General features: G+C 55.1%; 39 protein-coding genes, 2 tRNA genes and 1 rRNA gene. All 42 read left to right on the plus strand.

Annotated features, from left to right (window positions below; all coding sequences use genetic code 11):
- The first annotated feature begins 12 nt into the window (after positions 1-12).
- The 42 genes from tuf to lysS all read left to right on the plus strand — a co-directional run bounded on the left by tuf (position 13) and on the right by lysS (position 24,223).
- A complete protein-coding gene (tuf, locus tag ACPT9Q_RS08675; protein ID WP_026137265.1) occupies positions 13-1,215 on the plus strand; it encodes an elongation factor Tu in 1,203 nt (400 codons plus the stop codon).
- A gap of 20 nt (positions 1,216-1,235) precedes the next feature.
- Positions 1,236-1,541 (plus strand): 30S ribosomal protein S10, encoded by a 306-nt coding sequence (rpsJ, locus tag ACPT9Q_RS08680; protein WP_017872945.1) that lies wholly within the window; start codon positions 1,236-1,238, stop codon positions 1,539-1,541.
- Positions 1,542-1,565: 24 nt separating this feature from the next.
- Positions 1,566-2,201 (plus strand): 50S ribosomal protein L3, encoded by a 636-nt coding sequence (gene rplC, locus ACPT9Q_RS08685; RefSeq protein ID WP_017872946.1) that lies wholly within the window; start codon positions 1,566-1,568, stop codon positions 2,199-2,201.
- Positions 2,202-2,215: 14 nt separating this feature from the next.
- Positions 2,216-2,848 carry a 50S ribosomal protein L4 gene (gene rplD, locus ACPT9Q_RS08690; RefSeq protein ID WP_427365605.1) on the plus strand — a complete coding sequence of 211 codons (633 nt, stop codon included), beginning with the start codon at positions 2,216-2,218 and terminating at the stop codon, positions 2,846-2,848.
- On the plus strand, positions 2,838-3,125 hold the full coding sequence (rplW, locus tag ACPT9Q_RS08695; RefSeq protein WP_017872948.1) for a 50S ribosomal protein L23: 288 nt from the start codon (positions 2,838-2,840) through the stop codon (positions 3,123-3,125). Before rplD ends, rplW begins: the two co-directional genes overlap by 11 nt.
- 24 nt (positions 3,126-3,149) lie before the next feature.
- Positions 3,150-3,971 (plus strand): 50S ribosomal protein L2, encoded by an 822-nt coding sequence (gene rplB, locus ACPT9Q_RS08700; RefSeq protein ID WP_017872949.1) that lies wholly within the window; start codon positions 3,150-3,152, stop codon positions 3,969-3,971.
- 19 nt (positions 3,972-3,990) lie between these two features.
- A complete protein-coding gene (gene rpsS, locus ACPT9Q_RS08705) occupies positions 3,991-4,275 on the plus strand; it encodes a 30S ribosomal protein S19 (protein ID WP_017872950.1) in 285 nt (94 codons plus the stop codon).
- A 13-nt stretch (positions 4,276-4,288) separates the two neighbouring features.
- Positions 4,289-4,633, plus strand: a complete 345-nt coding sequence (rplV, locus tag ACPT9Q_RS08710) for a 50S ribosomal protein L22 (RefSeq protein WP_017872951.1) — start codon at positions 4,289-4,291, stop codon at positions 4,631-4,633.
- Entirely contained in the window at positions 4,634-5,359 is a 726-nt protein-coding gene (rpsC, locus tag ACPT9Q_RS08715; protein WP_017872952.1) for a 30S ribosomal protein S3, read from the plus strand.
- Positions 5,337-5,747 (plus strand): 50S ribosomal protein L16, encoded by a 411-nt coding sequence (gene rplP / locus ACPT9Q_RS08720; RefSeq protein WP_026137266.1) that lies wholly within the window; start codon positions 5,337-5,339, stop codon positions 5,745-5,747. The genes rpsC and rplP overlap by 23 nt, the downstream gene beginning before the upstream one ends.
- 11 nt (positions 5,748-5,758) lie before the next feature.
- Entirely contained in the window at positions 5,759-5,971 is a 213-nt protein-coding gene (rpmC, locus tag ACPT9Q_RS08725; RefSeq protein ID WP_026137267.1) for a 50S ribosomal protein L29, read from the plus strand.
- 1 nt (position 5,972) lies between these two features.
- Positions 5,973-6,263, plus strand: coding sequence for a 30S ribosomal protein S17 (gene rpsQ / locus ACPT9Q_RS08730; RefSeq protein WP_017872955.1), 291 nt, complete (start codon positions 5,973-5,975; stop codon positions 6,261-6,263).
- The gene (gene rplN, locus ACPT9Q_RS08735; protein WP_026137268.1) at positions 6,238-6,606 is read left to right on the plus strand and encodes a 50S ribosomal protein L14; all 369 of its coding nucleotides are present in this window, start codon (positions 6,238-6,240) and stop codon (positions 6,604-6,606) included. The genes rpsQ and rplN overlap by 26 nt, the downstream gene beginning before the upstream one ends.
- 12 nt (positions 6,607-6,618) lie before the next feature.
- On the plus strand, positions 6,619-6,966 hold the full coding sequence (gene rplX / locus ACPT9Q_RS08740; RefSeq protein ID WP_017872957.1) for a 50S ribosomal protein L24: 348 nt from the start codon (positions 6,619-6,621) through the stop codon (positions 6,964-6,966).
- A gap of 18 nt (positions 6,967-6,984) precedes the next feature.
- Positions 6,985-7,524: a 50S ribosomal protein L5 gene (rplE, locus tag ACPT9Q_RS08745; RefSeq protein ID WP_017872958.1), complete on the plus strand. Its 540-nt coding sequence runs from the start codon at positions 6,985-6,987 to the stop codon at positions 7,522-7,524.
- A gap of 12 nt (positions 7,525-7,536) precedes the next feature.
- Positions 7,537-7,728, plus strand: a complete 192-nt coding sequence (locus tag ACPT9Q_RS08750) for a type Z 30S ribosomal protein S14 (RefSeq protein ID WP_017872959.1) — start codon at positions 7,537-7,539, stop codon at positions 7,726-7,728.
- Between the two features lie 17 nt (positions 7,729-7,745).
- A complete protein-coding gene (gene rpsH / locus ACPT9Q_RS08755) occupies positions 7,746-8,147 on the plus strand; it encodes a 30S ribosomal protein S8 (RefSeq protein ID WP_017872960.1) in 402 nt (133 codons plus the stop codon).
- 15 nt (positions 8,148-8,162) lie between these two features.
- Positions 8,163-8,699, plus strand: a complete 537-nt coding sequence (rplF, locus tag ACPT9Q_RS08760; protein WP_017872961.1) for a 50S ribosomal protein L6 — start codon at positions 8,163-8,165, stop codon at positions 8,697-8,699.
- Between the two features lie 21 nt (positions 8,700-8,720).
- Positions 8,721-9,089: a 50S ribosomal protein L18 gene (rplR, locus tag ACPT9Q_RS08765; RefSeq protein WP_017872962.1), complete on the plus strand. Its 369-nt coding sequence runs from the start codon at positions 8,721-8,723 to the stop codon at positions 9,087-9,089.
- Positions 9,090-9,109: 20 nt separating this feature from the next.
- A complete protein-coding gene (gene rpsE, locus ACPT9Q_RS08770) occupies positions 9,110-9,628 on the plus strand; it encodes a 30S ribosomal protein S5 (RefSeq protein ID WP_017872963.1) in 519 nt (172 codons plus the stop codon).
- A 1-nt stretch (position 9,629) separates the two neighbouring features.
- Complete coding sequence (gene rpmD, locus ACPT9Q_RS08775) at positions 9,630-9,815, plus strand: 50S ribosomal protein L30 (protein WP_017872964.1); 186 nt, start codon at positions 9,630-9,632, stop codon at positions 9,813-9,815.
- Positions 9,816-9,827: 12 nt separating this feature from the next.
- Positions 9,828-10,268: a 50S ribosomal protein L15 gene (gene rplO / locus ACPT9Q_RS08780; RefSeq protein ID WP_017872965.1), complete on the plus strand. Its 441-nt coding sequence runs from the start codon at positions 9,828-9,830 to the stop codon at positions 10,266-10,268.
- A 1-nt stretch (position 10,269) separates the two neighbouring features.
- A complete protein-coding gene (secY, locus tag ACPT9Q_RS08785; protein ID WP_017872966.1) occupies positions 10,270-11,538 on the plus strand; it encodes a preprotein translocase subunit SecY in 1,269 nt (422 codons plus the stop codon).
- Between the two features lie 12 nt (positions 11,539-11,550).
- The gene (locus ACPT9Q_RS08790) at positions 11,551-12,213 is read left to right on the plus strand and encodes an adenylate kinase (protein WP_017872967.1); all 663 of its coding nucleotides are present in this window, start codon (positions 11,551-11,553) and stop codon (positions 12,211-12,213) included.
- Positions 12,206-12,970, plus strand: coding sequence for a type I methionyl aminopeptidase (gene map / locus ACPT9Q_RS08795; protein ID WP_017872968.1), 765 nt, complete (start codon positions 12,206-12,208; stop codon positions 12,968-12,970). Before ACPT9Q_RS08790 ends, map begins: the two co-directional genes overlap by 8 nt.
- Positions 12,970-13,188 carry a translation initiation factor IF-1 gene (infA, locus tag ACPT9Q_RS08800; RefSeq protein WP_017872969.1) on the plus strand — a complete coding sequence of 73 codons (219 nt, stop codon included), beginning with the start codon at positions 12,970-12,972 and terminating at the stop codon, positions 13,186-13,188. Before map ends, infA begins: the two co-directional genes overlap by 1 nt.
- A 17-nt stretch (positions 13,189-13,205) precedes the next feature.
- Positions 13,206-13,319: a 50S ribosomal protein L36 gene (rpmJ, locus tag ACPT9Q_RS08805; protein ID WP_017872970.1), complete on the plus strand. Its 114-nt coding sequence runs from the start codon at positions 13,206-13,208 to the stop codon at positions 13,317-13,319.
- Between the two features lie 11 nt (positions 13,320-13,330).
- Positions 13,331-13,699: a 30S ribosomal protein S13 gene (gene rpsM, locus ACPT9Q_RS08810; RefSeq protein ID WP_017872971.1), complete on the plus strand. Its 369-nt coding sequence runs from the start codon at positions 13,331-13,333 to the stop codon at positions 13,697-13,699.
- Between the two features lie 32 nt (positions 13,700-13,731).
- Positions 13,732-14,118: a 30S ribosomal protein S11 gene (gene rpsK / locus ACPT9Q_RS08815; protein WP_017872972.1), complete on the plus strand. Its 387-nt coding sequence runs from the start codon at positions 13,732-13,734 to the stop codon at positions 14,116-14,118.
- 13 nt (positions 14,119-14,131) lie between these two features.
- The gene (gene rpsD, locus ACPT9Q_RS08820; RefSeq protein WP_017872973.1) at positions 14,132-14,758 is read left to right on the plus strand and encodes a 30S ribosomal protein S4; all 627 of its coding nucleotides are present in this window, start codon (positions 14,132-14,134) and stop codon (positions 14,756-14,758) included.
- Between the two features lie 14 nt (positions 14,759-14,772).
- On the plus strand, positions 14,773-15,765 hold the full coding sequence (locus tag ACPT9Q_RS08825) for a DNA-directed RNA polymerase subunit alpha (protein ID WP_017872974.1): 993 nt from the start codon (positions 14,773-14,775) through the stop codon (positions 15,763-15,765).
- 3 nt (positions 15,766-15,768) lie between these two features.
- Positions 15,769-16,122, plus strand: coding sequence for a 50S ribosomal protein L17 (gene rplQ, locus ACPT9Q_RS08830; RefSeq protein ID WP_017872975.1), 354 nt, complete (start codon positions 15,769-15,771; stop codon positions 16,120-16,122).
- 3 nt (positions 16,123-16,125) lie between these two features.
- Complete coding sequence (locus ACPT9Q_RS08835) at positions 16,126-16,956, plus strand: energy-coupling factor transporter ATPase (RefSeq protein ID WP_017872976.1); 831 nt, start codon at positions 16,126-16,128, stop codon at positions 16,954-16,956.
- Positions 16,941-17,816 (plus strand): energy-coupling factor transporter ATPase, encoded by an 876-nt coding sequence (locus ACPT9Q_RS08840; RefSeq protein WP_017872977.1) that lies wholly within the window; start codon positions 16,941-16,943, stop codon positions 17,814-17,816. The genes ACPT9Q_RS08835 and ACPT9Q_RS08840 overlap by 16 nt, the downstream gene beginning before the upstream one ends.
- A complete protein-coding gene (locus ACPT9Q_RS08845) occupies positions 17,816-18,604 on the plus strand; it encodes an energy-coupling factor transporter transmembrane component T family protein (RefSeq protein WP_427366755.1) in 789 nt (262 codons plus the stop codon). The genes ACPT9Q_RS08840 and ACPT9Q_RS08845 overlap by 1 nt, the downstream gene beginning before the upstream one ends.
- 6 nt (positions 18,605-18,610) lie before the next feature.
- Positions 18,611-19,450, plus strand: a complete 840-nt coding sequence (gene truA, locus ACPT9Q_RS08850; RefSeq protein WP_017872979.1) for a tRNA pseudouridine(38-40) synthase TruA — start codon at positions 18,611-18,613, stop codon at positions 19,448-19,450.
- Positions 19,451-19,604: 154 nt separating this feature from the next.
- Positions 19,605-21,184, plus strand: a 16S ribosomal RNA gene (locus ACPT9Q_RS08855).
- 55 nt (positions 21,185-21,239) lie between these two features.
- A tRNA-Ile gene (locus ACPT9Q_RS08860) sits at positions 21,240-21,316 on the plus strand.
- A gap of 17 nt (positions 21,317-21,333) precedes the next feature.
- Positions 21,334-21,409, plus strand: a tRNA-Ala gene (locus ACPT9Q_RS08865).
- A 102-nt stretch (positions 21,410-21,511) separates the two neighbouring features.
- Positions 21,512-22,078: a Gx transporter family protein gene (locus ACPT9Q_RS08870; RefSeq protein WP_427365606.1), complete on the plus strand. Its 567-nt coding sequence runs from the start codon at positions 21,512-21,514 to the stop codon at positions 22,076-22,078.
- Between the two features lie 76 nt (positions 22,079-22,154).
- The gene (gene greA / locus ACPT9Q_RS08875; RefSeq protein ID WP_017872898.1) at positions 22,155-22,661 is read left to right on the plus strand and encodes a transcription elongation factor GreA; all 507 of its coding nucleotides are present in this window, start codon (positions 22,155-22,157) and stop codon (positions 22,659-22,661) included.
- Positions 22,662-22,750: 89 nt separating this feature from the next.
- A complete protein-coding gene (lysS, locus tag ACPT9Q_RS08880) occupies positions 22,751-24,223 on the plus strand; it encodes a lysine--tRNA ligase (RefSeq protein WP_038304570.1) in 1,473 nt (490 codons plus the stop codon).
- Positions 24,224-24,292 lie beyond the last annotated feature (69 nt).

Raw genomic sequence — 24,292 nt, forward strand, 5'->3', positions numbered from 1 at the left:
GGAGGATACCCTATGGCCAAGCAGAAGTTCGAAAGGAAAAAGCCCCATATTAACGTTGGAACCATTGGACACGTGGACCACGGGAAGACCACCCTCACCGCTGCCATCACCCTGGTCCTCTCCAAGTACGGCCTTGCCAAGTACACCCCCTTTGAGCAGATCGATAAAGCCCCCGAAGAGCGGGAGCGGGGGATCACCATTGCCATTGCCCATGTGGAGTACGAGACGGAGAAGCGCCACTACGCCCACATCGATTGCCCAGGGCATGCCGACTACGTGAAGAACATGATTACCGGTGCAGCCCAGATGGATGGGGCAGTCCTCGTGGTCTCGGCTGCTGATGGCCCCATGCCCCAGACCCGGGAACACATTCTCCTCTCCCGTCAGGTTGGTGTCCCCTACATCATCGTCTTCCTCAATAAAGTCGACATGGTTGATGACCCGGAACTCTTGGAGCTCGTGGAGATGGAAGTCCGGGACCTCCTCAACCGCTACGAGTTCCCCGGAGACGAGGTGCCCGTCATCACCGGCAGTGCCCTGAAAGCACTGGAGTGCGGCTGCGGGAAGCGGGAGTGCCAGTGGTGTGGAGGGATCTGGAACCTCCTCGACGCCATGGACACCTACTTCCCCCTCCCGGTTCGGGAACTCGACAAACCCTTCCTCATGCCCATTGAGGACGTCTTCTCCATCACTGGGAGAGGCACCGTGGTCACCGGGAGAGTGGAGCGGGGAACTCTGAAGCTCGGGGATCCTGTGGAGATTGTGGGGCTCTCCCATGAGATCAAGAAGACCGTGGTCACAGGCATTGAGATGTTCCGTAAGGTCCTCGATGAGGCCCAGGCTGGAGACAACATTGGTGTCCTTTTGCGGGGCATTGAGAAGAAAGAGGTAGAACGGGGTCAGGTCTTGGCAGCCCCCGGAACCATCACCCCCCACACCCACTTCAAGGCCGAGGTCTACGTCCTCACCAAAGAAGAGGGTGGCCGGCACACCCCCTTCTTCAGTGGCTACCGTCCCCAGTTCTACTTCCGAACTACTGACGTCACCGGAGAGATCAAGCTCCCTCAGGGGGTGGAGATGGTCATGCCCGGGGACAACGCCAACATCGAGGTGAAGCTCATTTATCCTGTAGCCATGGAGAAGGGCTTGCGCTTTGCCATCCGTGAGGGAGGAAGAACGGTTGGTGCCGGAGTGGTTACGGAGATCATTGAGTAGGCCCTGGGGAGGCGTGCGACGTGGCTCAGAAAATACGGATTAAACTCAAGGCGTATGACCACAAACTCTTGGATCAGTCAGCGATAAAAATTGTTCAGGCGGTGGAGCGGACCGGAGCCGCTGTGGCCGGTCCTGTTCCGTTGCCTACGGAGATTACAAAGTACACTGTGCTTCGCTCTCCTCACATTGACAAAAAGTCCCGGGAACAGTTTGAGATGCGGATTCACAAAAGACTCATCGATATCATCGACCCCAACCCCAAAACGGTGGATGCCCTTATGCACCTTGATCTGCCTGCAGGTGTTGACATAGAAATCAAGCTTTAAAGGGTATTCCGGAGGAGAAAGGATATGAAGGCTATAGTTGAATACGGTCTTATTGGGGAGAAAATCGGCATGACCAGGATTTTCACCCCCGATGGTCTTGTCGTCCCCGTAACAGTTCTCCAGTGTGGTCCGTGTTATGTGGTCCAGAAAAAGGACATGGACCGGGACGGGTACAAAGCGTTGCAGCTTGGGTATAAGGAAGTAAAGGAGAAAAAGCTCAACAAGCCCCTTCTGGGCCATTTCAGGAGAGCCCAGGTTCCACCCCTTCGTTTCCTGGCGGAGTTCCACTTTAAGGACCACGAGAAGTACGAGGTCGGGCAGGTTCTGAAGGTTGATGGTTTCAGGGTTGGAGACAGAGTGGACGTTCGGGGAGTTTCGAAAGGCAAGGGCTTTCAGGGAGTTGTCCGGAGGTTTGGATACGGTGGTGGTCCGGCATCCCACGGTTCTATGTTCTACCGGGAACCCGGGTCCATTGGTGCAACAGACCCTGAAAAGGTTTTCAAGGGCAAAGGTCTTCCGGGACGAATGGGAAACGAGACGGTGACGGTACGGAACCTTGAGGTTGTCGGGGTGTACCCCGAAAGAAACCTCTTGCTTGTTCGTGGTGCTGTCCCGGGACCGGCAGGAGGCAGAGTTTTGGTGTTCAAGCGAGCATCGTAGGGGGCGGAAGATATATGGAACTCGCGGTAAAAAACCAGACAGGGCAGGTTGTGGAAACGGTATCTGTGGACGACGAGTGGCTGGAGGGTGTGGAGGAGAACCCCCACCTGCTCTATCTTGCAGTTCGGGCCTTTCTCGACAACCAGAGGCTGGGAACGGCCAAGACCAAAACCCGTGGAGAGGTTCGGGGAGGTGGACGGAAGCCCTGGCCTCAAAAGGGTACTGGAAGAGCAAGGCACGGGAGCATCCGGTCACCAATCTGGCGTCATGGTGGGGTTGTTTTTGGTCCAAGGCCTCGTTCGTACTACCATGTGCTTTCCAAAAAAGAACGGCGCAAGGCTTTGTTCCTGGCGCTGCGGGAGAAAATTCGCTCATCTTCGTTGATCCTCGTTGAGAAAATTGCCTTTTCCCTTCCCAAGACCAAAGAGGGTGTTCGTTTCCTTGAGGTCTTGCAAACTCGTGGAAAAGTGCTTATCATTCTCCAGTCGGCAGATGCCAGCGTGTCGCGGGTGTTTTCCAATATCCCCGACGTGACCGTAAAACCGGTGCACGAGATCACGGCGTACTTCATCCTGAACGCTGATTGGGTGATCATGGAGAAAGAGGCTTTTCTCTCCCTCCTGGAGGTGTGGGGATATGGAGGATAGGCGGAGTATCATCATCCATCCCATTGTGACGGAAAAGTCGGTCCGGCTTCAGAAGGAGAACAAGTACGTTTTCCGGGTGGACCCAAGAGCGACCAAGCCCGAGATTAAAAAGGCCGTGGAGGAGATGTTCGGTGTTACGGTGCTTAAGGTGAACACTATTAATGTGAAGGGCAAGAGGAAACGCCTGGGGAGATTCGAGGGCCGGACATCTTCCTGGAAAAAGGCTATCGTTTTCGTCAAGCCCGGTGAACGCATTAAGGCCTTTGACATCACCTGATAGAGGGAGAGAGGTTGAGACACCATGGCGATCAAAGAATACAAACCGGTGACCCCGAGTCGTCGTCACATGACGGGGTACACTTTTGAGGAAATCACCAAGAAGGAACCCGAACGGTCCCTCCTTGAACCTCTCAAGAGCAAAGCGGGAAGGGACAACCAGGGGCGCATTGCGGTCCGCCACCGGGGCGGGGGACACAAGAGGAAGTACCGGATTATTGATTTCAAACGGGATAAGTGGGGTATCCCTGCAGTGGTGGAGAGCATTGAGTATGACCCCAACCGCTCGGCCCGCATTGCACTCCTGAAATACGCCGATGGAGAGAAGAGGTACATCATCGCACCCTTGGGGGTTTCGGTGGGGGATGTGCTCATGAGTGGTCCCGATGCCGATATTCGCCCGGGGAACGCCCTGCCGCTCCGGAACATTCCGGTGGGGACGCTGATTCACAATATCGAACTTCGCAAAGGCAAGGGAGGGCAACTCGTTCGTTCTGCTGGGAGTTACGCCCAGCTCCTTGCCAAAGAGGGAAATTACGCCCATGTTCGTTTGCCATCAGGAGAAATCCGTCTCATTCACCTTGACTGTATGGCTACCATCGGACAGGTTGGTAATGTGGACCATGAGAACATCACCATCGGAAAGGCGGGGCGGAGCCGGTGGCTTGGTATCCGACCCACTGTTCGTGGAGTAGCCATGAACCCCATCGACCATCCCCATGGTGGTGGTGAGGGGCGGGCACATGGTGGCCGGCACCCTGTGAGCCCGTGGGGTCTGCTCACGAAAGGCTACAAGACCCGGCGGAACAAGCAAACCGACAAGTGGATTATCAAGAGGAGAAAGTAGTGGAGGGAGGCTGTGTCCTTTGGGCAGGTCATCGAAGAAGGGTCCATATGTCGACCCAAAACTCCGGAAAAAGATCGAGGAACTGAATAAGCGGGGCGAGAAGAGAGTCATCAAAACCTGGGCTCGGGCATGTGTCATTATCCCGGAAATGGTCGGGCACACCATCGCGGTGTACAACGGGAGGAGGCACATCCCCGTTTACATCACCGAACAGATGGTTGGGCACCGTCTGGGAGAGTTTGCCCCAACCCGAACCTTTAAGGGCCATGGTGCTCCCACAGAGCGCTCAACGGCGCTGAAGTAAGGGGTGAAAGCCGATGGAAGCAAGAGCAACGGCAAAATATGTTCGTATTTCTCCCCGAAAGGCCAGGCAGGTTGTGAACCTCATCAGGGGGAAAAAGGCTCAGGAGGCCCTGGTCCTTTTGCGGTTTATTCCCAAGAAGGCCGCTCGTCTGGTATACAAGGTTCTACAGTCGGCCATTGCCAATGCAGAGAACAACTGGAACATGGACGTTGACAAGCTTATCGTTTCCCGAGCCTATGTCGACCAGGGTCCTACCTGGAAAAGGGTTCACCCCCGGGCCTTTGGACGGGCCTATTTGATTCGGAAGCGAACCTCTCACATCACCATTGTGGTCTCTGAAGCGGAGGAGGGAAAGTAATTGGGCCAAAAAGTCAATCCTATTGGACTCCGTTTGGGTATTGTGACCACCTGGCAGTCGCGATGGTATGCAGAAAAGGAGAAGTACACTAATTACCTTCTTGAGGACCTGAAGATTCGCCGCTATGTTAAAGAGCGGTTCTACCGCTCTGGTATTTCCAAGGTCGAAATAGAGCGTCTGGCAAATCAAATCAAGGTCATTATCAAAACTGCACGACCGGGAATCGTCATCGGACGCAAGGGGAGCGAAGTGGAGAAGCTCCGCCAGGAGCTCCAGAACCTCACGGGGAATCAGAACATTCAGATTTCGGTAGAAGAGGTGCCCGTTCCTGAAATTGACGCCCAGCTTGTGGCGGAGAACATCGCCGCTCAGATTGAGCGCCGGGTGTCGTACCGGCGAGCGATGAAGCAGGCCATTGCCCGGGCGCTGAAAATGGGTGCCAAGGGCATCAAGATTGCCTGTTCGGGACGGCTTGGGGGGGCAGAAATCGCTCGTGAGGAATGGTACCGTGAGGGACGTTTACCCCTCCAGACGCTTCGTGCTGACATCGACTATGGTTTTGCCGAAGCGCTCACCACATACGGCAAAATCGGCGTGAAAGTCTGGATCTTTAAGGGTGAGGTTATCTCTCCAGGGGAGGTCCTCGAAGAGGGAGTTGCTTCCCTTCCTCAGGAAGAACGTTACGAGGAGGAGCTTGAAGACTATGTTGATGCCCAAGAGAGTTAAGTACCGGAAGCAACAGCGCGGAAGACTCAAGGGGACTGCCTTTCGGGGCAATGAGGTGGACTTTGGCGATTACGGTCTCCAGGCTCTGGAGCCGGCGTGGATCACCAACCCTCAGATTGAGGCAGCCCGGGTGGCCATTTCCCGGCATATCAAGAAAGGTCGTATCTGGATTCGCATTTTCCCTGACAAGCCCTATACCAAAAAACCCGCCGAATCCCGAATGGGGAAAGGAAAGGGCCCGGTTGAAGGATGGGTGGCTGTGGTCCGTCCTGGACGAGTGCTCTTTGAGGTGGGAGGCGTGGACAGAGAAACGGCTTACGAGGCGCTTCGTATCGCCTCTCACAAGCTTCCCATAAAGACAAGGATTATTGAGAGACGGGTTGAGTAGAGGTGATGGTGGTGAAGGCTTCAGAGCTCAGGAATTTCACTAATGAAGAACTCAATCAGAAGCTCAAGGATTTGCGCATGGAGCTCTTCAATCTGAGGTTTCAGGCCATTACAGGACAGCTGGCGAATCCCAAGAGGATCCAGGCCGTGAAGCGGGACATTGCTCGTATTAAAACCATCCTTCGGGAACGGGAGCTTGCAGCAAAGCGGCAGGAGGGCCATTGACATGGGTATGCGGAAGCGGTTTGTTGGCGAGGTTGTCAGTGATGCTATGGACAAAACCGTGGTAGTACGGGTGGAGCGCATCACTGAACATCCACTGTACAAGAAGAAGATTCGGAAAAGCGTGAAGTTCAAGGCCCACGATGAGCACAATATGTGTTCGGTGGGTGATAAGGTTCTTATCGAGGAGACTCGACCATTGAGTAAAACCAAGCGGTGGAGAGTGGTCGCTTTGCTTGAGAAAGCAAGAGTCAGGGGAGGAGAGGAAGTTGATTCAGCCGAGAACCATGCTTGAGGTTGCAGATAACACTGGGGCAAAGCGGATCATGTGCATTCGGGTCCTTGGTGGGTCCAACCGACGCTATGCCAGCATTGGTGATGTCATCATTGCTTCGGTGAAAGAGGCTGAACCACACTCCAATGTGAAAAAGGGTGATGTTGTTCGTGCCGTTGTGGTTCGAACAAGGAAAGCAGTGCGCCGGCCCGATGGCACATATGTTCGCTTTGACGACAATGCGGCCGTTCTCGTTACCAACCAGGATGTCCCGCGAGGGACCCGGGTATTCGGGCCAGTAGGACGTGAATTACGTGAGAAAAACTTCATGCGGATTGTCTCCTTGGCTCCGGAAGTGGTGTAAGGAGTGATGGTTATGGAACTCAAGACGAAGAGGGTGAAGGTTCCCATCAAGAAAGGGGACCTCGTGGAGGTTATCCACGGGAAGGACAGGGGAAAGCGGGGGAAGGTTCTGAGCGTTTTCCCCCAGGAAGGAAAAGTCATTGTTGAAGGAGTCAACATGGTAAAGAAGCACACCCGTCCAACCCAGGATAACCCCCAGGGAGGTATCATTGAACGGGAGAACCCCGTGAGGATTTCCAATGTCCGCCTGGTATGCAGCCGCTGTGGGCAGAAAACCCGGATTAAGCGGGTGAAACTCCCCGATTCCCGTTTCCGGGTGAGGGTCTGCAAGAAATGCGGTGAAATCATCGACAAGGTCTGAAACAGGGGGGCTTAAGCGGTGTCCATTACGAAGGAAAAGTACTACAAAGAGGTTGTTCCCAAGCTCCTGAAGGAGTTCGGCTATAAAAACATCATGCAGGTTCCCAGGCTTGAGAAAATCGTCATCAACATGGGTGTGGGGGATGCTACGCAGAACCCTCACTACCTTGATCTTGCGGTGGAAGAACTTGCGCTCATCACAGGGCAGAAGCCCTTGGTGACCCGCGCAAAGAAATCGATTTCCAATTTCAAGCTCCGCAAGGGTATGCCCATCGGATGCAAGGTAACGCTTCGGAAAGATCGCATGTACGAGTTCCTCGACCGCTTCCTGAACATTGCTATCGCCAGGATTCGTGACTTCCGGGGATTCCCCGGTAGCTCTTTCGATGGGCGAGGGAACTGTACCATCGGGATTGAGGAACAGCTCATTTTCCCCGAAATCAATTATGACCGTGTGGAGCGGGTACGGGGGATGAACATCACTTTTGTGACCACAGCAAGAACAGACGAAGAGGCCAGAGCCCTCCTTGAGGGTCTGGGTCTGCCTTTCCGAAAATGAGGGAGGACTGAAATGGCGCGCAAAGCAAAGATTGAGAAGAACAAGAACTTTGAAAAACTGAAGTTCAAGGTCCGTTACCGGAACCGCTGTTCTCTGTGTGGTCGACCGCGGGGATACCTTCGGGATTTTGGCATGTGCCGGATTTGTTTCCGAACTCTGGCGAGTCGTGGCGAGATCCCCGGCATTACTAAATCGAGCTGGTGAGGGGAAGGGGAGAGGAAATGGCGCACACCGACCCTATTGCGGATATGCTGACACGGATTCGTAATGCCCTGAAGGCCGGGCATCCAACGGTTAAAGTCCCTGCCTCCCGTTTGAAGATTGAGATTGCGCGAATCATGCGGGAGGAAGGGTACATTCAGGATTACAAGGTTATTCCTAAAGATGGCAATAAGAGAGAATTGCTTATTGAGTTGAAGTACGGTCCTCATCGCGAGCGGGTGATCAATGGTCTGCGCCGGATTAGTAAACCCGGGCTCAGAATCTACGCTGGGAAGGATGAGATTCCAATTCTCCTTGGAGGCCTGGGGACAGTCATTGTCTCCACCTCCCGGGGTGTCATGACGGGGAAAGAGGCGAGGAAGCTCGGCATAGGCGGAGAAGTGCTGTGCTTCATATGGTGATGGAGGAGGATGACCATGTCACGGATTGGACGAAAGCCTGTTGAGATTCCGCAGGGCGTGGAGGTCACTGTTGAGGGAACAACGGTAACGGTAAAGGGTCCAAAGGGGACGCTAACTCGGACCTTCCACCCCCGCATGCGGATCGAGAAAGACGGCAATGTCCTGAGAGTGCTCCGCCAGGGAGATACCAAACTCGATAAATCCCTTCATGGACTCACACGGACCCTTCTTCACAACATGATCGAGGGCGTGACCAGGGGATTTGAAAAGGCCCTGGAGGTGAACGGTCTGGGGTACCGTGTGCAGAAACGAGGGGAAACTCTGGTGTTGAACATCGGCTTCACCCACCCGGTCGAGATTCAGCCTCCTGAAGGTATTTCCTTTGAAGTCGAGGGGCAGGTTATTCGGGTAAAAGGCATCGATAAAGAAAGGGTTGGTCAGGTGGCTGCGGATATCCGCAAACTGCGGAAGGTCGAACCCTACAAAGGTACCGGCATCAAGTATGTGGGTGAGGTCGTCCGGAGGAAACAGGGAAAGGCAGCGGCAAAGTAGTTTGAGGGGAGTGTTCGGAGAATGATTATCAGCGAGAAACGAGGAAAATGGGAACGCCGAATCCGTCGACATCGAAGAGTGCGAAAAAAAGTACGGGGGACTGCTGATCGTCCCCGTCTTTCGGTGTTCCGGAGTTTAAAGCACATTTACGCCCAAATTATCAACGACGAAGAAGGACGGACTCTGGTGGCAGCGTCCTCCCTTTCTCCTGAAATTCGGGGGATGCAGGGGACGAAAACAGATATCGCCCGGGCTGTTGGCCGCCTCATCGCTCAAAAGGCTCTGGAGAAGGGGATTACCAAGGTGGTTTTCGATCGTGGTGGATACAAGTACCATGGACGGGTGAAAGCCCTGGCCGAAGGGGCGCGCGAAGCAGGTTTACTCTTTTAGAGTGCGGAGGGTCGGACGCTATGGGGAGAATCAATCCAGAAGGAATGGAACTCCAGGAACGCCTCATTGCAGTGACCAGGGTGAGCAAGGTCGTCAAGGGAGGGAAGCGCTTCGGATTCCGCGCCCTGGTTGCCGTGGGCAATGGTGACGGCGTTGTGGGTATAGGCCTTGGAAAAGCGAAGGAAGTGCCCGATGCTGTTCGGAAAGCAGTGGAACGGGCGAAAAAGTCCCTGATTCGTTTTCCCATGCGGGGGACGACCATCGTTCACGAGGTTCGCGGGGAGTTCGCCGCAAGTACGGTGGTGCTGAAACCTGCGGCTCCAGGGACAGGGGTCATTGCAGGAGGTACTGTCAGGGCTATCATGGAGGTCGCCGGAGTGAAGGACATCTTGACGAAGTCCCTGGGGAACAACAATCCTATCAATCTTGCGCGTGCCACCATTCAGGGGCTTTTGAGCTTGAGGGACCCTCATGAAGTGGCTGCCCTTCGGGGAAAGACTCTGAAGGAGCTCTTTGAGCCGCAGAAAGGGGGAAAGTGATGTGGCTGGGAAGATGCTACGGATGACCCTGGTGCACAGTCCCATTGGGCATCCCGAGTCTCACAAGCGCACTGTTCGGGCATTGGGTTTTAGGAAGCTTTACGAAACCATCGTGAAGGAAGATTCCCCGTCTCTGCGGGGCATGATCGCCAAGGTTCGATACCTTCTGAAAGTCGAGGAGATATAGGGGGAAGCCAATATGAAAATCAACGAGCTGCGACCTGCAAAGGGTGCTTTCCACCCCCGGAAACGAGTGGGAAGGGGCATTGGGTCGGGCCACGGGAAAACCTCCGGTCGAGGAATGAAGGGTCAGAAGGCTCGGTCAGGAGGGCAGATTCATCCCCGTTTTGAGGGTGGACAGATGCCCCTTGTTCGGCGGGTTCCCAAGAGGGGTTTTCACAATCCCTGCGCTGAAGAGTGGGAGATTGTGAATGTGAGTGCCTTGAACCGTTTCCCCGATGGAACCGAGGTCACCCCGGAGCTTCTGCAGGAGTGTGGTCTTGTGGAAGACAGAAGGTCCAAGGTCAAGGTTCTGGCCAAGGGGGAACTTGCGCGACGCCTTGTCGTGAAGGCCCATGCGTTTTCGGCACGGGCGAAGGCCCTGATTGAGGAAAGAGGCGGAAAGGCCGAGGTGCTGTGACATGTGGGAATCCCTGGTCAAGCTCTTCAGGATACCGGACCTGAAAAGAAGGGTCATTTTCACGCTGCTCATGCTTGTTGTTTTCCGTATCGGTGCGCACATCCCCGTTCCTGGGATTGACCCGAAGGCTCTGGCGAACGTCTTTTCCCGGGGTGGAGTTCTCGGGTTCCTCGATATGTTTGCAGGAGGAGCGTTGAGCAATTTCTCCATTCTGGCCCTGGGGATTATGCCCTACATTAACGCCTCCATTATCATCCAGCTTTTGACCTCGGTCGTTCCTCAGCTTGAGGAACTGGCAAAAAGCGGCGAGGAGGGACGGGACAAGATAGCCCAGTACACCCGCTGGGGAGCAATCCTCCTCGCTCTGGTTCAGGGGTTTGGCATAACGGTGTGGATGGAGAATCTCGGAGTGGTCATGGCCACAGGATGGGCGTATCGTTTCACCGTGATTATCACCCTTGCAGCGGGGAGTATGTTCCTCATGTGGCTTGGGGAACTCATCTCCGATTTTGGTATCGGCAACGGGATATCGCTCATCATCTTTGCGGGCATTGTTGCCCGGCTCATGCCACAGTTTTTCCGGACTTTCTCGCTGATCCGGCTTGGAGAGGTGAATCCCTTCCTCTTCGGCATAGCCCTTGTTGTGGCGGTTTTCATTGTAGCCTTTGTCGTGGAATTTCAGGAAGCGCAGCGAAAGATTCCGGTGCAGTACGCCAAGCGGGTTGTGGGAAGGCGAGTTTATGGAGGGCAGAGTACCCATATCCCCATCCGGGTGATTCAGGGAGGGGTTATCCCTATCATCTTTGCCTCCTCGGTACTGCTTTTCCCTGCAACTCTGGCGCAGTTCTTTGAGGGTTCTGGGTTTATGAAGAGCCTGGCCAATGCACTTTCTCCGGATTCGGCACTGTACCTTACGCTGTACGCCGCACTTATCATCTTCTTTACCTATTTTTACACTGCGGTCACCTTCAACCCGGTGGACCTTGCGGAGAACATGAAAAAGTATGGCGGGTTTATCCCGGGGATACGGCCGGGGAGGCCGACAGTGGAGTACATTGACCGCTGTCTCACCCGCATCACCCTCTGGGGTGCGCTGGTGCTCGCCTTCATTGCTGTGGTGCCGAATATCCTCGTGGAGCTGACCAAGGTCACCACCTTTTACTTCGGCGGCACGGCCATCCTCATCATGGTTGGAGTGGCCATTGAAACGGTGACACAGCTTGAGGCACAGCTCCTCATGCGACATTACGAAGGATTCATTCGACGGTAAGGGGGAGAAGCCATGCGAATCATTCTCCTTGGACCTCCAGGGGCAGGAAAGGGTACCCAGGCAAAGAGAATCGAGGAAGAATTTGGGATTCCCCAACTGGCTACAGGGGATATTCTCCGCCTGGCAATTAGAGAAGGAACGGAGTGGGGAAAAAAGGCTGAACCCTTTGTTCGGGAGGGACAGCTTGTCCCCGACGAAGTGGTCATCGGGGTGGTGAAGGAGCGGCTTTCCCGTGACGACGTGCGACGGGGATTCATCCTCGACGGATTTCCGAGAACGCTCAGGCAGGCTGAAGCCTTGGAGGAGATACTGAAAGGGCTCCACATAGCCATTGACGCTGTGCTGTACTTTGACATTCCGGCTGAGGAGCTTGTTCGACGGCTCTCGGCTCGGAGGGTCTGCGAGAACTGTCAGACCCCGTACAACCTCATTTCCAGTCCTCCCCGGTCTGATGAGGTGTGTGATCGCTGTGGGGGGAAGCTGGTGCAGCGTCCGGACGACACTCCAGAGGTTATCCGGAAACGTCTTGCGGTGTACGAGGAGCAGACAAGACCCCTTGTGGAGTTCTATGCCCGGAAAGGACTCCTTGTCACCGTACCAGCCTCGGGTTCCATTGAGGAAACCTATGCCCGAGTGAAGGAGATGCTTGCGAAGAAGTTACACGGCAATGGCTAAGCTGACGAGGAGAGAGGACCTTGAGAAGATTCGAAGAAGCGGACGGATACTGGGAAACGTTCTGGAGAAGGTGAAGACCCTCCTTGCTCCTGGGGTGAACACGGCCTTTATCGAAGAAGTGGTTCGGGAGTTTATCGTGCGGTGTGGCGCACGGCCTGCCTTTCTGGGGTACAGGGGGTTTCCGGCAGCGCTGTGCATTTCCATTAACGACGAGGTGGTCCACGGGATTCCAGGGGAGCGTGTCATCCGAAGTGGTGACCTGGTCAGTATCGATATCGGGGTCGAGTTTGAGGGCTTTTACACCGATGCGGCCTTCAGCATGGTTGTGGGGGATGGTCATCCCGTGGCCCGAAGGCTTGTGGAGGTAACGAAGAAGGCGCTCTATGCGGGGATTCGTCAGGCTCTTCCTGGCAATCGGGTGGGGGATATCTCCCATGCCATTCAGACGACGATTGAGCGGGAAGGGTTTGCCGTCGTGCGGGATCTCGTGGGGCATGGGGTAGGAAAAAGCCTCCATGAGGATCCTCAAATTCCGAACTTTGGACAGAAAGGACAGGGAGCGATCCTTGAGGAAGGAATGGTTCTTGCCATTGAGCCCATGGCGAATGAGAGGGGGTACAGGGTGAAAATCCTTGAAGATGGATGGACGGTGGTTACGGAAGACGGGGGGTTATCTGCCCACTTCGAGCACACGGTTCTTGTGCGCAAGGGGCAGCCCGAAATCCTTACCGTGAGTGAGAGAGGGGATTTCTTCTGATGGCGAAGGACGATTTCATTGAGGTGAAGGGTACAGTCATTGAACCTTTACCGAACGCCATGTTTCGAGTAGAATTGGAGACCGGTAAAGTAATCCTGGCACATATTTCCGGGAAGATGCGCATGCATTACATTCGCATCCTTCCCGGGGATAAGGTGACCGTACAGATTTCCAAATACGATCCCACCAAGGGGAGGATTGTCTACCGGCACAAGTAAGGAAGGAGGTTGCGGTCGTGAAAGTCCGTGCTTCGGTGAAGCCACGGTGTGAGAAGTGCAAGGTTGTGCGGCGTAAAGGGAGAGTTTTTGTGGTGTGTTCAGAACCACGGCATAAACAGAGGCAGGGTTAGGAGGTCTCAAGATGGCTCGTATTGCTGGTGTTGATTTGCCGCCGAACAAGCGGATTGACATTGCCCTGACGTACATATACGGCATCGGCAGAAGCCTTTCCAAGAAAATCCTCGAAGAGGCCAAGGTTGACCCAGCGGTGAAGGTGAAGGACCTGACTGATGACGAAATCAGCCGGATTCAGAAAATCGTCGAGCAGTATCCGGTTGAGGGAGAGCTTCGAGCAAGGGTTTCGCAGAATATCAAGCGCCTCATCGCTATCGGGTGTTACCGGGGGTTGCGCCACCGGAGAGGTCTGCCAGTTCGTGGGCAGCGAACCCGGACCAATGCCCGAACCCGTAAAGGTCCACGGAGAACAGTGGGAGTCAAGAGGAAGAAGTAGAAGAGCCCTGAAAAAAGGAGGTCTGAAGCACCTTGGCAAAACCTTCCCGGAAGAAAAAGAGAGAGCGGCGCATTGTTCGCGAGGGTATCGCCCATATTAAGTCCACGTTCAACAACACCATCGTGTCCATTACGGACCGCCAGGGGAACGTTATCGCCTGGGCGAGTGGCGGCACGGTGGGTTTTAAGGGAACGAAAAAAGGAACCCCCTTTGCCGCCCAGCTTGCGGCAGAACAGGCGGCCAAGAAGGCCATGGATTTCGGTCTGAGAGAGGTTGACGTGCTGGTGAAGGGTCCTGGTGCTGGCCGGGAAACGGCCATTCGTTCACTCCAGGCAGCAGGACTTGTGATTAACTCCATCAAGGATGTGACTCCCATACCCCATAATGGTTGCCGGCCACCAAAGCAGAGAAGGGTCTGAAGGAGGATAGAGGATGTCACGATACACTGGACCGCGGTGCCGTGTTTGTCGTCGGCAGGGGATGAAGCTCTTCCTGAAGGGTCCCCGGTGTTTCACGGATAAGTGTGCTTTTGAGCGACGACCGTTCCCTCCTGGTATTCACAAGGGAGGACGGAAGCGTCTCTCAAGCTACGGATTGCAGCTTCGTGAAAAGCAGAAGGTTCGTTTCATCTATGGTATCACTGAGAGACAGTTCAAGAAGTATTTTGACATAGCTGCGAAGATGCCCGGGCTCACCGGGGAGAACCTGCTTTCGCTTCTTGAGCGCAGGCTCGACAACGTTGTTTTCCGGATGGGCCTGAGCGACTCCCGGGCAGAGGCTCGCCAGATGGTCCTCCACGGGCATTTCCTGGTGAATGGAAAACGGGTCAACATTCCCTCATACCTTGTGGAAGTGGGGGACGTGATCGAGCTTTCAGAGCGGGGGAAAGAGCACGAGAAGATTCGAGAACTCCTCGAGGAGAAGGAGGACCTTCAAGTTCCTTCCTGGCTTTCTGTGGACAGAGGTTCGGCGAAGGCTGTGGTTCTTCGTGAGCCGAAGCGAGAGGATATCGACTTCCAGGTTCAGGAACAGCTCATCGTGGAGTTCTACTCTAAGTGATTTGAGGTGTCTGTATGCAGGACCTGAAGAGTCTCATGAAGTGTGAGCTTCTTGAGTTTCAAGAAGATCCGGTGACGCACGCCCAGTACGGGAAGTTCGCCATTGAGCCCTTTGAGTCTGGCTGGGGCATAACGGTGGGCAATGCCCTGCGGCGTGTTCTCCTTTCCTCAATCGAAGGGGCAGCCGTTACGGCGGTTCAGATTGACGGAATCATCCACGAGTTCTCCCCTCTTCCGGGGGTCCGGGAGGACGTTACGGACCTTATCCTGAATCTCAAGGGTCTTGTTGTGCGTTCGTATTCGGAAAGCGAAACGCTGTACCTTGATGTTCGGGGAACTCCTGGTGCGCTTCGGAAGGTTACGGCCCGTGATATCCGGCCAAATCCGAATGTGGAAATCATTAATCTCGACCATTATCTTGCGGAACTCGAGGAGAACGGCCGTCTCAGCATGAGGATTTTCATTGGGAGAGGGAAAGGGTACCGTGAGGCAGAGGAGGACACCTACCATACCTACGACATCATCCCGGTTGATGCCATGTTCAGTCCGGTGCGGAAAGTGAACTTCCAGGTCATGGATACCCGGGTTGGGCAGTTCACCAACTACGACAAGGTGCTCCTCGAAATCTGGACAAACGGTGCTATCACCCCTCAGCAGGCTTTCCGGAGAGCCCTCGAACTCCTTGTGGAGGAGTTCTCGCATCTTTTGAGCCTCCTGAAAGAGCGCATCGGAGAACCACCTCTTGGGGTGGGTCCCGGCGAGGAAAAAGCTTCTCCGGAGGAGCGGGAGATGACCATCGAGGAGCTCGAGCTTTCTGTGCGGGCGTATAATTGCCTGAAGAGAGCTCGCATTAACACGGTTCGGGAGCTCCTGGAGATTGTCCAGAATCGCCCGGAAGACCTGAAGAAAATTAAGAATCTCGGTCAGAAGACGTATGAGGAGATTATTGGAAAGCTCGAAAGGCTCGGATACCAGCTGGGGGAAAAGAGAGAAGCGGGGAGTGACTGAGCCATGAGGCATCGCAAGAGAACCGAAAAGCTGGGGAGAAAGACTTCTCACAAGGAAAGCATGCTGGCCAATATGATAGTCTCGCTCATCAAAAATGGCAGGATTGAGACCACGGAGGCGAAGGGTAAGGTGCTCAAAAGGTACTTCGAGCGGGTGGTCTCTCTGGCCATAAGGGGTGACAATGCCTCCATGCGGCAGGTTGTGTCCTGGGTACGGGACAAGGAAGCCTTCAAGACCCTGCTTCGAAGTATCGTGCCCCGCATGAAGGAACGTAAGGGAGGGTACTGTCGTCTCGTCAAAACCGGCTTTCGCATCGGTGATGGGGCCCCGCTTGTGCTTGTGGAGATTGTGGAATAGGGCATGATTTGTTTTGAGGACGTCCACTTCTGGTACGGAGAAAAGGAAAACCCCCGGGCAGTTGCAGCGCTTCAGGGTGTGTCTTTCGTTCTCCGAGAAGGGGAGTTCGTCGTTCTTCTGGGTCGCAATGGTTCTGGGAAGTCGACGCTGGCCAAGCACTGCAATGGGCTTCTTGTCCCCAGGAGAGGGCGCGTTTGTGTTGATGGGATGGACACCCGTGATGAGTCAGTGCTCTGGGAAATCCGCCGGCGTGTTGGCCTGGTTTTCCAGAACCCAGATAACCAGCTCATTGCTACGACAGTCGAGGAGGACGTTGCCTTTGGTCCAGAGAACCTGGGTCTCCCTCCGTCAGAAATCCGCAAAAGGGTTGACGAAGCCCTGGAACGGGTGGGGATGAGTGAGTACAGGAAGCGGGAACCCCACACGCTCTCCGGGGGGCAGAAGCAGCGGGTGGCCATTGCAGGAGTTTTAGCGATGCATCCGAAGTACCTCGTTCTTGACGAGGCTACGGCTATGCTTGACCCGGAGGGTCGGGAAGAGCTTTTGCGGCTTCTTCGGGAACTCCGAAAAGACATTGGCATTCTCCATATTACCCATAACGTGGAGGAAGCCCTCTTGGCCGATCGGGTTATGGTCATCGATAACGGGGAGATTGTGGCTGGAGGGTCTCCGCGCGAGGTGTTCCTCGTAGGGAGGGACATTGAAAAGTGGGGACTGGAACTCCCCCAGATTGTAGAAGTGGCGCTCCTTTTGTGGAAGGATTACCCTGACCTTTTCTCCGTTCTTCCCCTTTCTCCGGATGAACTGGTGGATGCCCTGTGTTCATACTCGTAGAGAACGTTTCCTTTACCTATCTTGCCAATACCCCCTTTGCTGTCCAGGCACTGCGGGGTGTTTCTCTGACCATCTCCCGGGGCGAGAGCGTGGCCATTCTTGGACGGACCGGATGCGGGAAATCCACCCTCGTCCAGCACCTGAACGGCCTTCTCGTTCCCCAGGAGGGGAGAGTGGTAGTCGATGGGGTGGATACCCGGGTTCGGGGGGCAGCGCTCAGGGAGATTCGCCAGAAAGTGGGGCTTGTGTTCCAGTACCCTGAGGACCAGATGTTTGAGGAAACCGTTTTTCGGGAAGTAGCCTTTGCCCCGCGGAATATGGGTGTGGAAGGTGAAGAGCTCGAGGCGCGGGTGCGCTGGGCGATGGAGGCGGTGGGGCTGAACTACGAGGCGCTGAAAGACAAAAGTCCTTTTGAGCTTTCGGGAGGACAGATGCGCCGGGTGGCCATCGCCAGCATTCTCTCCATGAAACCCGAAGTTCTTGTCCTTGATGAGCCTACTGCTGGTCTTGATCCTCAGGGGAGGACAACCCTGCTTGAACGTCTCCAGGACCTTCGCAAGCAGTGGGGCTTAACAGTAGTGCTTGTCTCTCATAACGTTGAAGATGTGGCACGCATAGCAGAAAGGGTTGTGGTTCTCGAAGGAGGGGAGGTAGTCTTCGATGGTCCGGTGCGGGAATTCTTTGCCTGTGAGCACCGGATGCGACAGTATGGTATTATCCCCTCACCCCTGCTTCGGGCAGCCTTTCTCCTACAAGCACGGGGGTTTGAGGTGAATCCCCCGCTGACACCCCTTGAGCTCTACCGGGAGATTGAAGAGAAGGTCCTTGTAAGGAGGAAACCGTGTTCGGCAAAAGTGTAGTGATTGGGCAGTACATCCCTCTCGATTCAGCCATGCATCGTCTGGATCCCCGAAGCAAAATCTTCTTTGTGGCGTTAGGAATTGTGACACTTTTCCTTGTTCAATCGTGGCTTTCTTTCGCCCTTCTGGGAGGGTTCTTTGCCCTCCTTGCCCTCTTTGCCCGCCTCCCCTTTCAGTACGTCTTTAAGAGCCTGCGTCCTCTCTGGGTGCTTCTTGTTCTCACCCTTTGTCTCCACGTGTTCTTTACACCAGATGAGGTACTAGTGTTTTTTGGGTTTCTCCGCGTCTCTTTGGGAGGACTGTTCAAGGGGCTTTTTATCGTCGCGCGCCTCGTGCTCCTTGTGGTGGCGACCACCTTGCTCACGCTCACAACCTCTCCCATAGAGCTCACCGATGGTATTGAAGGTCTGCTGAGCCCTCTCAAACGGTGGGGGTTTCCGGCTCACGAACTGGCTATGATGATGACCATTGCCCTGCGCTTCATTCCTACCCTTCTTGAGGAGGCCGACCGTATTATGAAAGCCCAGATGGCTCGAGGGGTGGATTTTGAGTCAGGGGGGTTCATGAAGAGAATCCGGGGTCTTGTTCCCCTTCTTGTTCCCCTTTTTGTCAGTGCTTTCCGTCGCGCCGAAGACCTCGCGGTGGCGATGGAGTCTCGCTGTTACCGGGGTGGTATTGGACGAACGCGCCTCCGGGTGTTAAGGTTCGAACGTCGGGATTACGTTTTCCTCTCCCTTTCCTTCCTGGTTTTTGCCCTTTCCCTGAGCCTTTCCTGGCTGACGTGGTGAGCACCGTTGCGAAACTTCCTCCTCGTCCTTGAGTACGACGGGACCAGGTATGCCGGATGGCAGCGCCAGAAGGATCGGATAACCGTTCAGGGAGTTCTGGAGTCATCGCTTTCCTCAATTCTGGGTCATCCGGTTACCACGGTAGCTTCAGGGAGGACTGACGCGGGAGTTCATGCCCTGGGTCAGGTGGTGAGCTTTACTACCGAGAAACCTGTTGACTGTAAGATGCTCCACAGGGCTTTGCAGGCCCTTCTTCCTGATGACATGCGGGTTCTTCGGGTCCAGGAGGCTCCTTTGGATTTCCATCCTCGAAAGTCGGCAAAGAGCAAGCGATACGTGTACGCCGTTTTTTGCGGGACGTGTCCAGTATTCCTCAGGGGATATGTCTATTCCCTTAGGCAGGAGGTGGACTGGACTCTGGTTCAGGAGGGGGCAAGGCTTTTCGTCGGTCGCCACGATTTCGCCTCCTTCAGTTCCCCCTCTCCGTGCTCCTCAGTACGGACGGTGTACGCTCTTGACGTTAAGCTTCGCTTCCCTCTTGTGCTTCTCAGCATCGTGGCGGAGGGGTTTCTCCACCATATGGCACGCATGATTTTTGGAGAACTGCTGCTTCTTGGGATGGGGAGGGTATCTCTCGCAGACCTCGAGCACATGCTCACCTACCCCTCCCATCATGCCTACCGCCGCCTGAATCTCCCTCCTTGGGGCTTGTACCTTGTGGAGGTGCAGTACGAACGTTGCAACCCATACCAGGGATTGGAGCTTGAGGATGTGGGCTTTGTCGTTCCGGTATGGGTTGAAAAAAATGGCCAAAAACTCCTCCCAAGAGGCTTCTGTTCTTGTTGACAATTCCCCACCCCTGTGCTAAATTATCTCTTGCCCTGGCTCCCCCAGGGCGAAAAGGCGCACCTTGACAAGTGAATATTCCGCCTACTTCCTGAAGGTGGTACCGTACAGAGAACCAGGAAATCAGGTCCTCTGTGAGGACCTTCACAGGTTTGTCATGGAGGGTTTGATCCTGGCTCAGGACGAACGCTGGCGGCGTGCCTAACACATGCAAGTCGTACGCAGCTTCCCTGACTCTCTGAGGAAGGGAAGGCTGAGTGGCGAACGGGTGAGTAACGCGTGAGTAACCTGCCTTGAGGAGGGGGATAACCCCTCGAAAGGGGGGCTAATACCCCATATACTCCAGGGCCGCAAGGCCTCTGGAGGAAAGCTGGCCTCTGCTTCGCATGCTGGCGCCTCAAGAGGGGCTCGCGTCCCATCAGCTTGTTGGTGGGGTAACGGCCTACCAAGGCGATGACGGGTAGCTGGTCTGAGAGGATGATCAGCCACACTGGGACTGAGACACGGCCCAGACTCCTACGGGAGGCAGCAGTGAGGAATCTTGGGCAATGGGCGAAAGCCTGACCCAGCGACGCCGCGTGGGGGAAGAAGGCCTTCGGGTCGTAAACCCCTGTTCTGGGAGAAGAAGAGGGGAGGGGTGAATAGCTCCTTCCTGTGACGGTATCCCAGGAGAAAGCTCCGGCTAATTACGTGCCAGCAGCCGCGGTAATACGTAAGGAGCGAGCGTTGTCCGGATTCACTGGGCGTAAAGCGCTCGTAGGCGGCTCCTTAAGTCTCACGTGAAAGCCCCCGGCTCAACCGGGGAGGGTCGTGAGAAACTGGGGAGCTCGAGGGCAGGAGAGGAGAGTGGAATTCCCGGTGTAGCGGTGAAATGCGTAGATATCGGGAGGAACACCAGTGGCGAAGGCGGCTCTCTGGTCTGTCCCTGACGCTGAGGAGCGAAAGCCAGGGGAGCGAACCGGATTAGATACCCGGGTAGTCCTGGCCGTAAACGATGGGTACTAGGTGTGGGAGGTTCGACCCCTTCCGTGCCGCAGCTAACGCATTAAGTACCCCGCCTGGGGAGTACGGCCGCAAGGTTGAAACTCAAAGGAATTGACGGGGGCCCGCACAAGCGGTGGAGCATGTGGTTTAATTCGATGCAACGCGAGGAACCTTACCAGGGCTTGACATGCTGGTGGTAGGAGCCCGAAAGGGTGACGACCCCTGGTTTCCAGGGGAGCCAGCACAGGTGCTGCATGGTTGTCGTCAGCTCGTGTCGTGAGATGTTGGGTTAAGTCCCGCAACGAGCGCAACCCTTGCCCTTAGTTGCTACCGGGGTAACCCGGGCACTCTAAGGGGACTGCCGGCGACAAGCCGGAGGAAGGTGGGGATGACGTCAAATCCTCATGGCCCTGATGCCCTGGGCGACACACGTGCTACAATGGCCGGTACAGAGGGTCGCGAACCCGCGAGGGGGAGCCAATCCCAGAAAGCCGGCCTCAGTTGGGATTGCAGGCTGCAACCCGCCTGCATGAACGCGGAATCGCTAGTAATCGCGCATCAGCCATGGCGCGGTGAATACGTTCCCGGGCCTTGTACACACCGCCCGTCACACCACGAAAGTCGACTTCACCTGAAGTCGCTGGGCTAACCCTCGCAAGAGGGAGGCAGGCGCCGAGGGTGGGGTTGATGATTGGGGTGAAGTCGTAACAAGGTAGCCGTAGGGGAACCTGCGGCTGGATCACCTCCTTTCTAAGGAGCCAAGAGGGAAGTAGGCGGAATATTTTCTTCTCAAGGTGCAGGATGTGGGCCTATAGCTCAGTTGGTGAGAGCGCACGCCTGATAAGCGTGAGGTCTCTGGTTCAAATCCAGATAGGCCCACCATGTGTTTTTTCCAACATGGGGATGTAGCTCAGCCGGGAGAGCGCCTCGTTCGCAACGAGGAGGTCACGGGTTCAAGTCCCGTCATCTCCACCATTTGCTTTTGGAGAACCCTCGGGTCTTTCCTCGTTTCTCTCTGTAGGGAGTTTTCCCTTGCGAAAGCGTTCCTCGTGTGGTACCCTGAGAGACAGGAGGTCTTTGGACATTCGCAGGACAGTATCACTCGGGACTGTTGGTTTCCTGGCTGGGCTTGGAGTCGTTCTCCACGTGATTGAGGGGTGTCTCCCTCCCCCTGTTCCCCTTCCCGGCATCAAGGTGGGACTGGCCAATGTGGTCACCCTGGTGGCACTTTTCCTCTTTGGTGGACGGGAAGTCCTTTACGTGGTGCTCGTTCGCATTGTCCTGGGGAATCTATTTTCTGGAACGCTCCTTGGCATTGCTTTCTTCCTCAGCCTTGGTGGGGGCCTCACCAGCCTCGGCATTATGAGTGTCCTTCGCAGGAGAAACGCCTCCCTGCTCTGGACAAGTCTCCTTGGCGCGGTGTTTCACAACCTGGGGCAGTGGGTTGTGGCTTCCCTCTACGTTCAAAGTAGAGCTCTACTTTTCTATCTCCCCGTATTGCTTTTCTGGGCGGTGCCTGCAGGTTTTGGGGTGGGGTATCTGGGGACGTTGCTTGTGAGGAGTGAAGCCCTGCGGAGGAAAACAGGGAGTGGACCGATATCTCCCCGGGAAGGTTTGGGGATTGACGGCCTTGCGCGGCACTGAAAAACTTGACAGCCTGGAGGCCTTTCTATATCCTTATTGGGAAAGTAACGGCCTTTCAGATGTGGGGGAGCAACGTATGGAAAAGAAAAAAGAAGACGGAAAGATTCGATTGACTCGAGAAGGGTATCAGAAGCTTGAGGAAGAACTCCGGTACCTCAAAACAGTGAAGCGGAAAGAAATCGCCGATAAAATCAGCCACGCTCTCTCCTTTGGAGATCTCAGCGAGAATGCAGAGTACGAAGCGGCGAAGAACGAGCAGGCGTTCATCGAAGGACGGATTCTGGTGCTTGAGGAGAAGCTCCGCCGGGCAGAAATCGTGGACGAAGAAGAGTATGCTCAAGAGGACCTCGACCGTGTCCGACTGGGTGTACGGGTTGTCCTTGAGAACCTTGACAAAGGGAAGGTTGTGGAGTACTCCATCGTGGACTCGGTGGAAGCGGATCCTTCGGCGCAGAAGATTTCCTTTGAATCTCCTCTTGCCCAGGCACTCATTGGCCACGCCCGGGGTGAAGTCGTGGAGATCAAGGTTCCGGCAGGGGTCGTGCGGTATCGCATAGTGGACATTCGCAGGAAGGAAGAGTAGGGGTGGCGTTTGCTTGAAGGTGACGTGTCGGAAGGTGGGGAGTTTTTTGCACGCTTTCCGTAGGGTGAAAAACAAGGGGACTGAGGCTTATGGAGGGTAATCCCGTGGAGGTCGAAACAGGCGAGAAACTCGAAAAGCTTCAGGAACTCAGGAATCTCGGCATAGAGCCCTACAACGGGCATTTTGGAAAGACCCATACAGTCCTTGAAATCCGTAACCACGAAGCAGTGCTCATCCAAAGTGAGACCAGGGTTCGGACTGCCGGAAGGCTCATGGCCATTCGGCGGCATGGGAAGGCCCTCTTTGCTGACCTTCAGGACTATACGGGGAGAATTCAGATATACGTCAAGCGGGATGTTCTTGGCGATGACCGCTTCCGGGTTTTCCGGGTGATTGATGTTGGAGACCTTTTGGGAGTGGAGGGGAAAGTCTTTCGAACCCATGCTGGGGAGCTCACCATCCTCGTTGAAGATTTTGTTTTTCTCGGGAAATGTCTCCGTCCTCTTCCGGAGAAGTGGCATGGACTCAGGGATGTGGAGGTTCGATACCGGAAGCGGTACCTTGACCTCATCATGAACCCCGAGGTCCGGAGCGTCTTCCTCCTTCGTTCCCGCCTCATCCGGGAAATCCGGGCCTTTCTTGATGAGCGAGGCTTCATAGAGGTTGAGACTCCCATGATGCAGGTCATTCCTGGAGGTGCTCTGGCCCGTCCCTTCAAGACGTTCCACAACGCTCTGGGGATGGAGCTCTACCTCCGCATTGCTCCGGAACTTTTCCTGAAGCGGCTCGTGGTGGGGGGATTCGAGAAGGTCTACGAAATCAACCGGAATTTCAGGAACGAGGGGATTTCGGTCCGTCACAATCCGGAATTCACGATGCTCGAGCTCTACGAGGCCTACGGGAACTACGAGACCATGATGCGCCTCTGTGAGGAACTCCTCTCTTCTGTAGTTTTGAGGGTCCTTGGAACGTACACCATCACCTATCAGTCGATGACCATTGATTTCACTCCACCCTGGAGGCGTTTATTCTTGCCCGAAGCTATTCGGGAGAAAACCGGGGTTGACATCCTCGGGGATTCTCTTGAAATCATGCAGAAGAAGGCAGACGCGCTGGGGATGCCCTGGGAAGCGAGCTGGGATCGGGGAAAGTTCGTGAACGAGCTTCTTGAGCGTTTTGTGCAACCCGAGCTCGTCCATCCGACCTTCGTACTCGACTACCCGGTAGAGATTTCACCTCTGGCCAAGGCTAAAAAGGATGATCCTCGCCTGGCTGAGCGTTTCGAGCTCTTCATCGGGCGAGAAGAAATCGGGAATGCTTACAGTGAGCTCAATGACCCCTTCGAGCAGAGGAAGCGTTTCGAAGAACAGGCTCGAAAGCGCCAGAGAGGCGATCTCGAAGCGCATTCTATTGATGAGGACTACCTTGAGGCACTGGAGTACGGGATGCCTCCCACAGGGGGACTGGGTATTGGGATTGACCGGCTGGTTATGCTCCTCACCGATGCTCCTTCCATTCGAGAGGTTATTCTCTTTCCCCTCCTTCGCCCTGCCGGAGATTGACAAAGTCCTTGAGGCAGGTATAATGAAAAATGTCAGTTATGGTCAAAAGGGGCAAGAGGAGGGAGAGCC

Source organism: Candidatus Caldatribacterium saccharofermentans, assembly GCF_050267035.1.
GTDB lineage: Bacteria > Atribacterota > Atribacteria > Atribacterales > Caldatribacteriaceae > Caldatribacterium > Caldatribacterium saccharofermentans.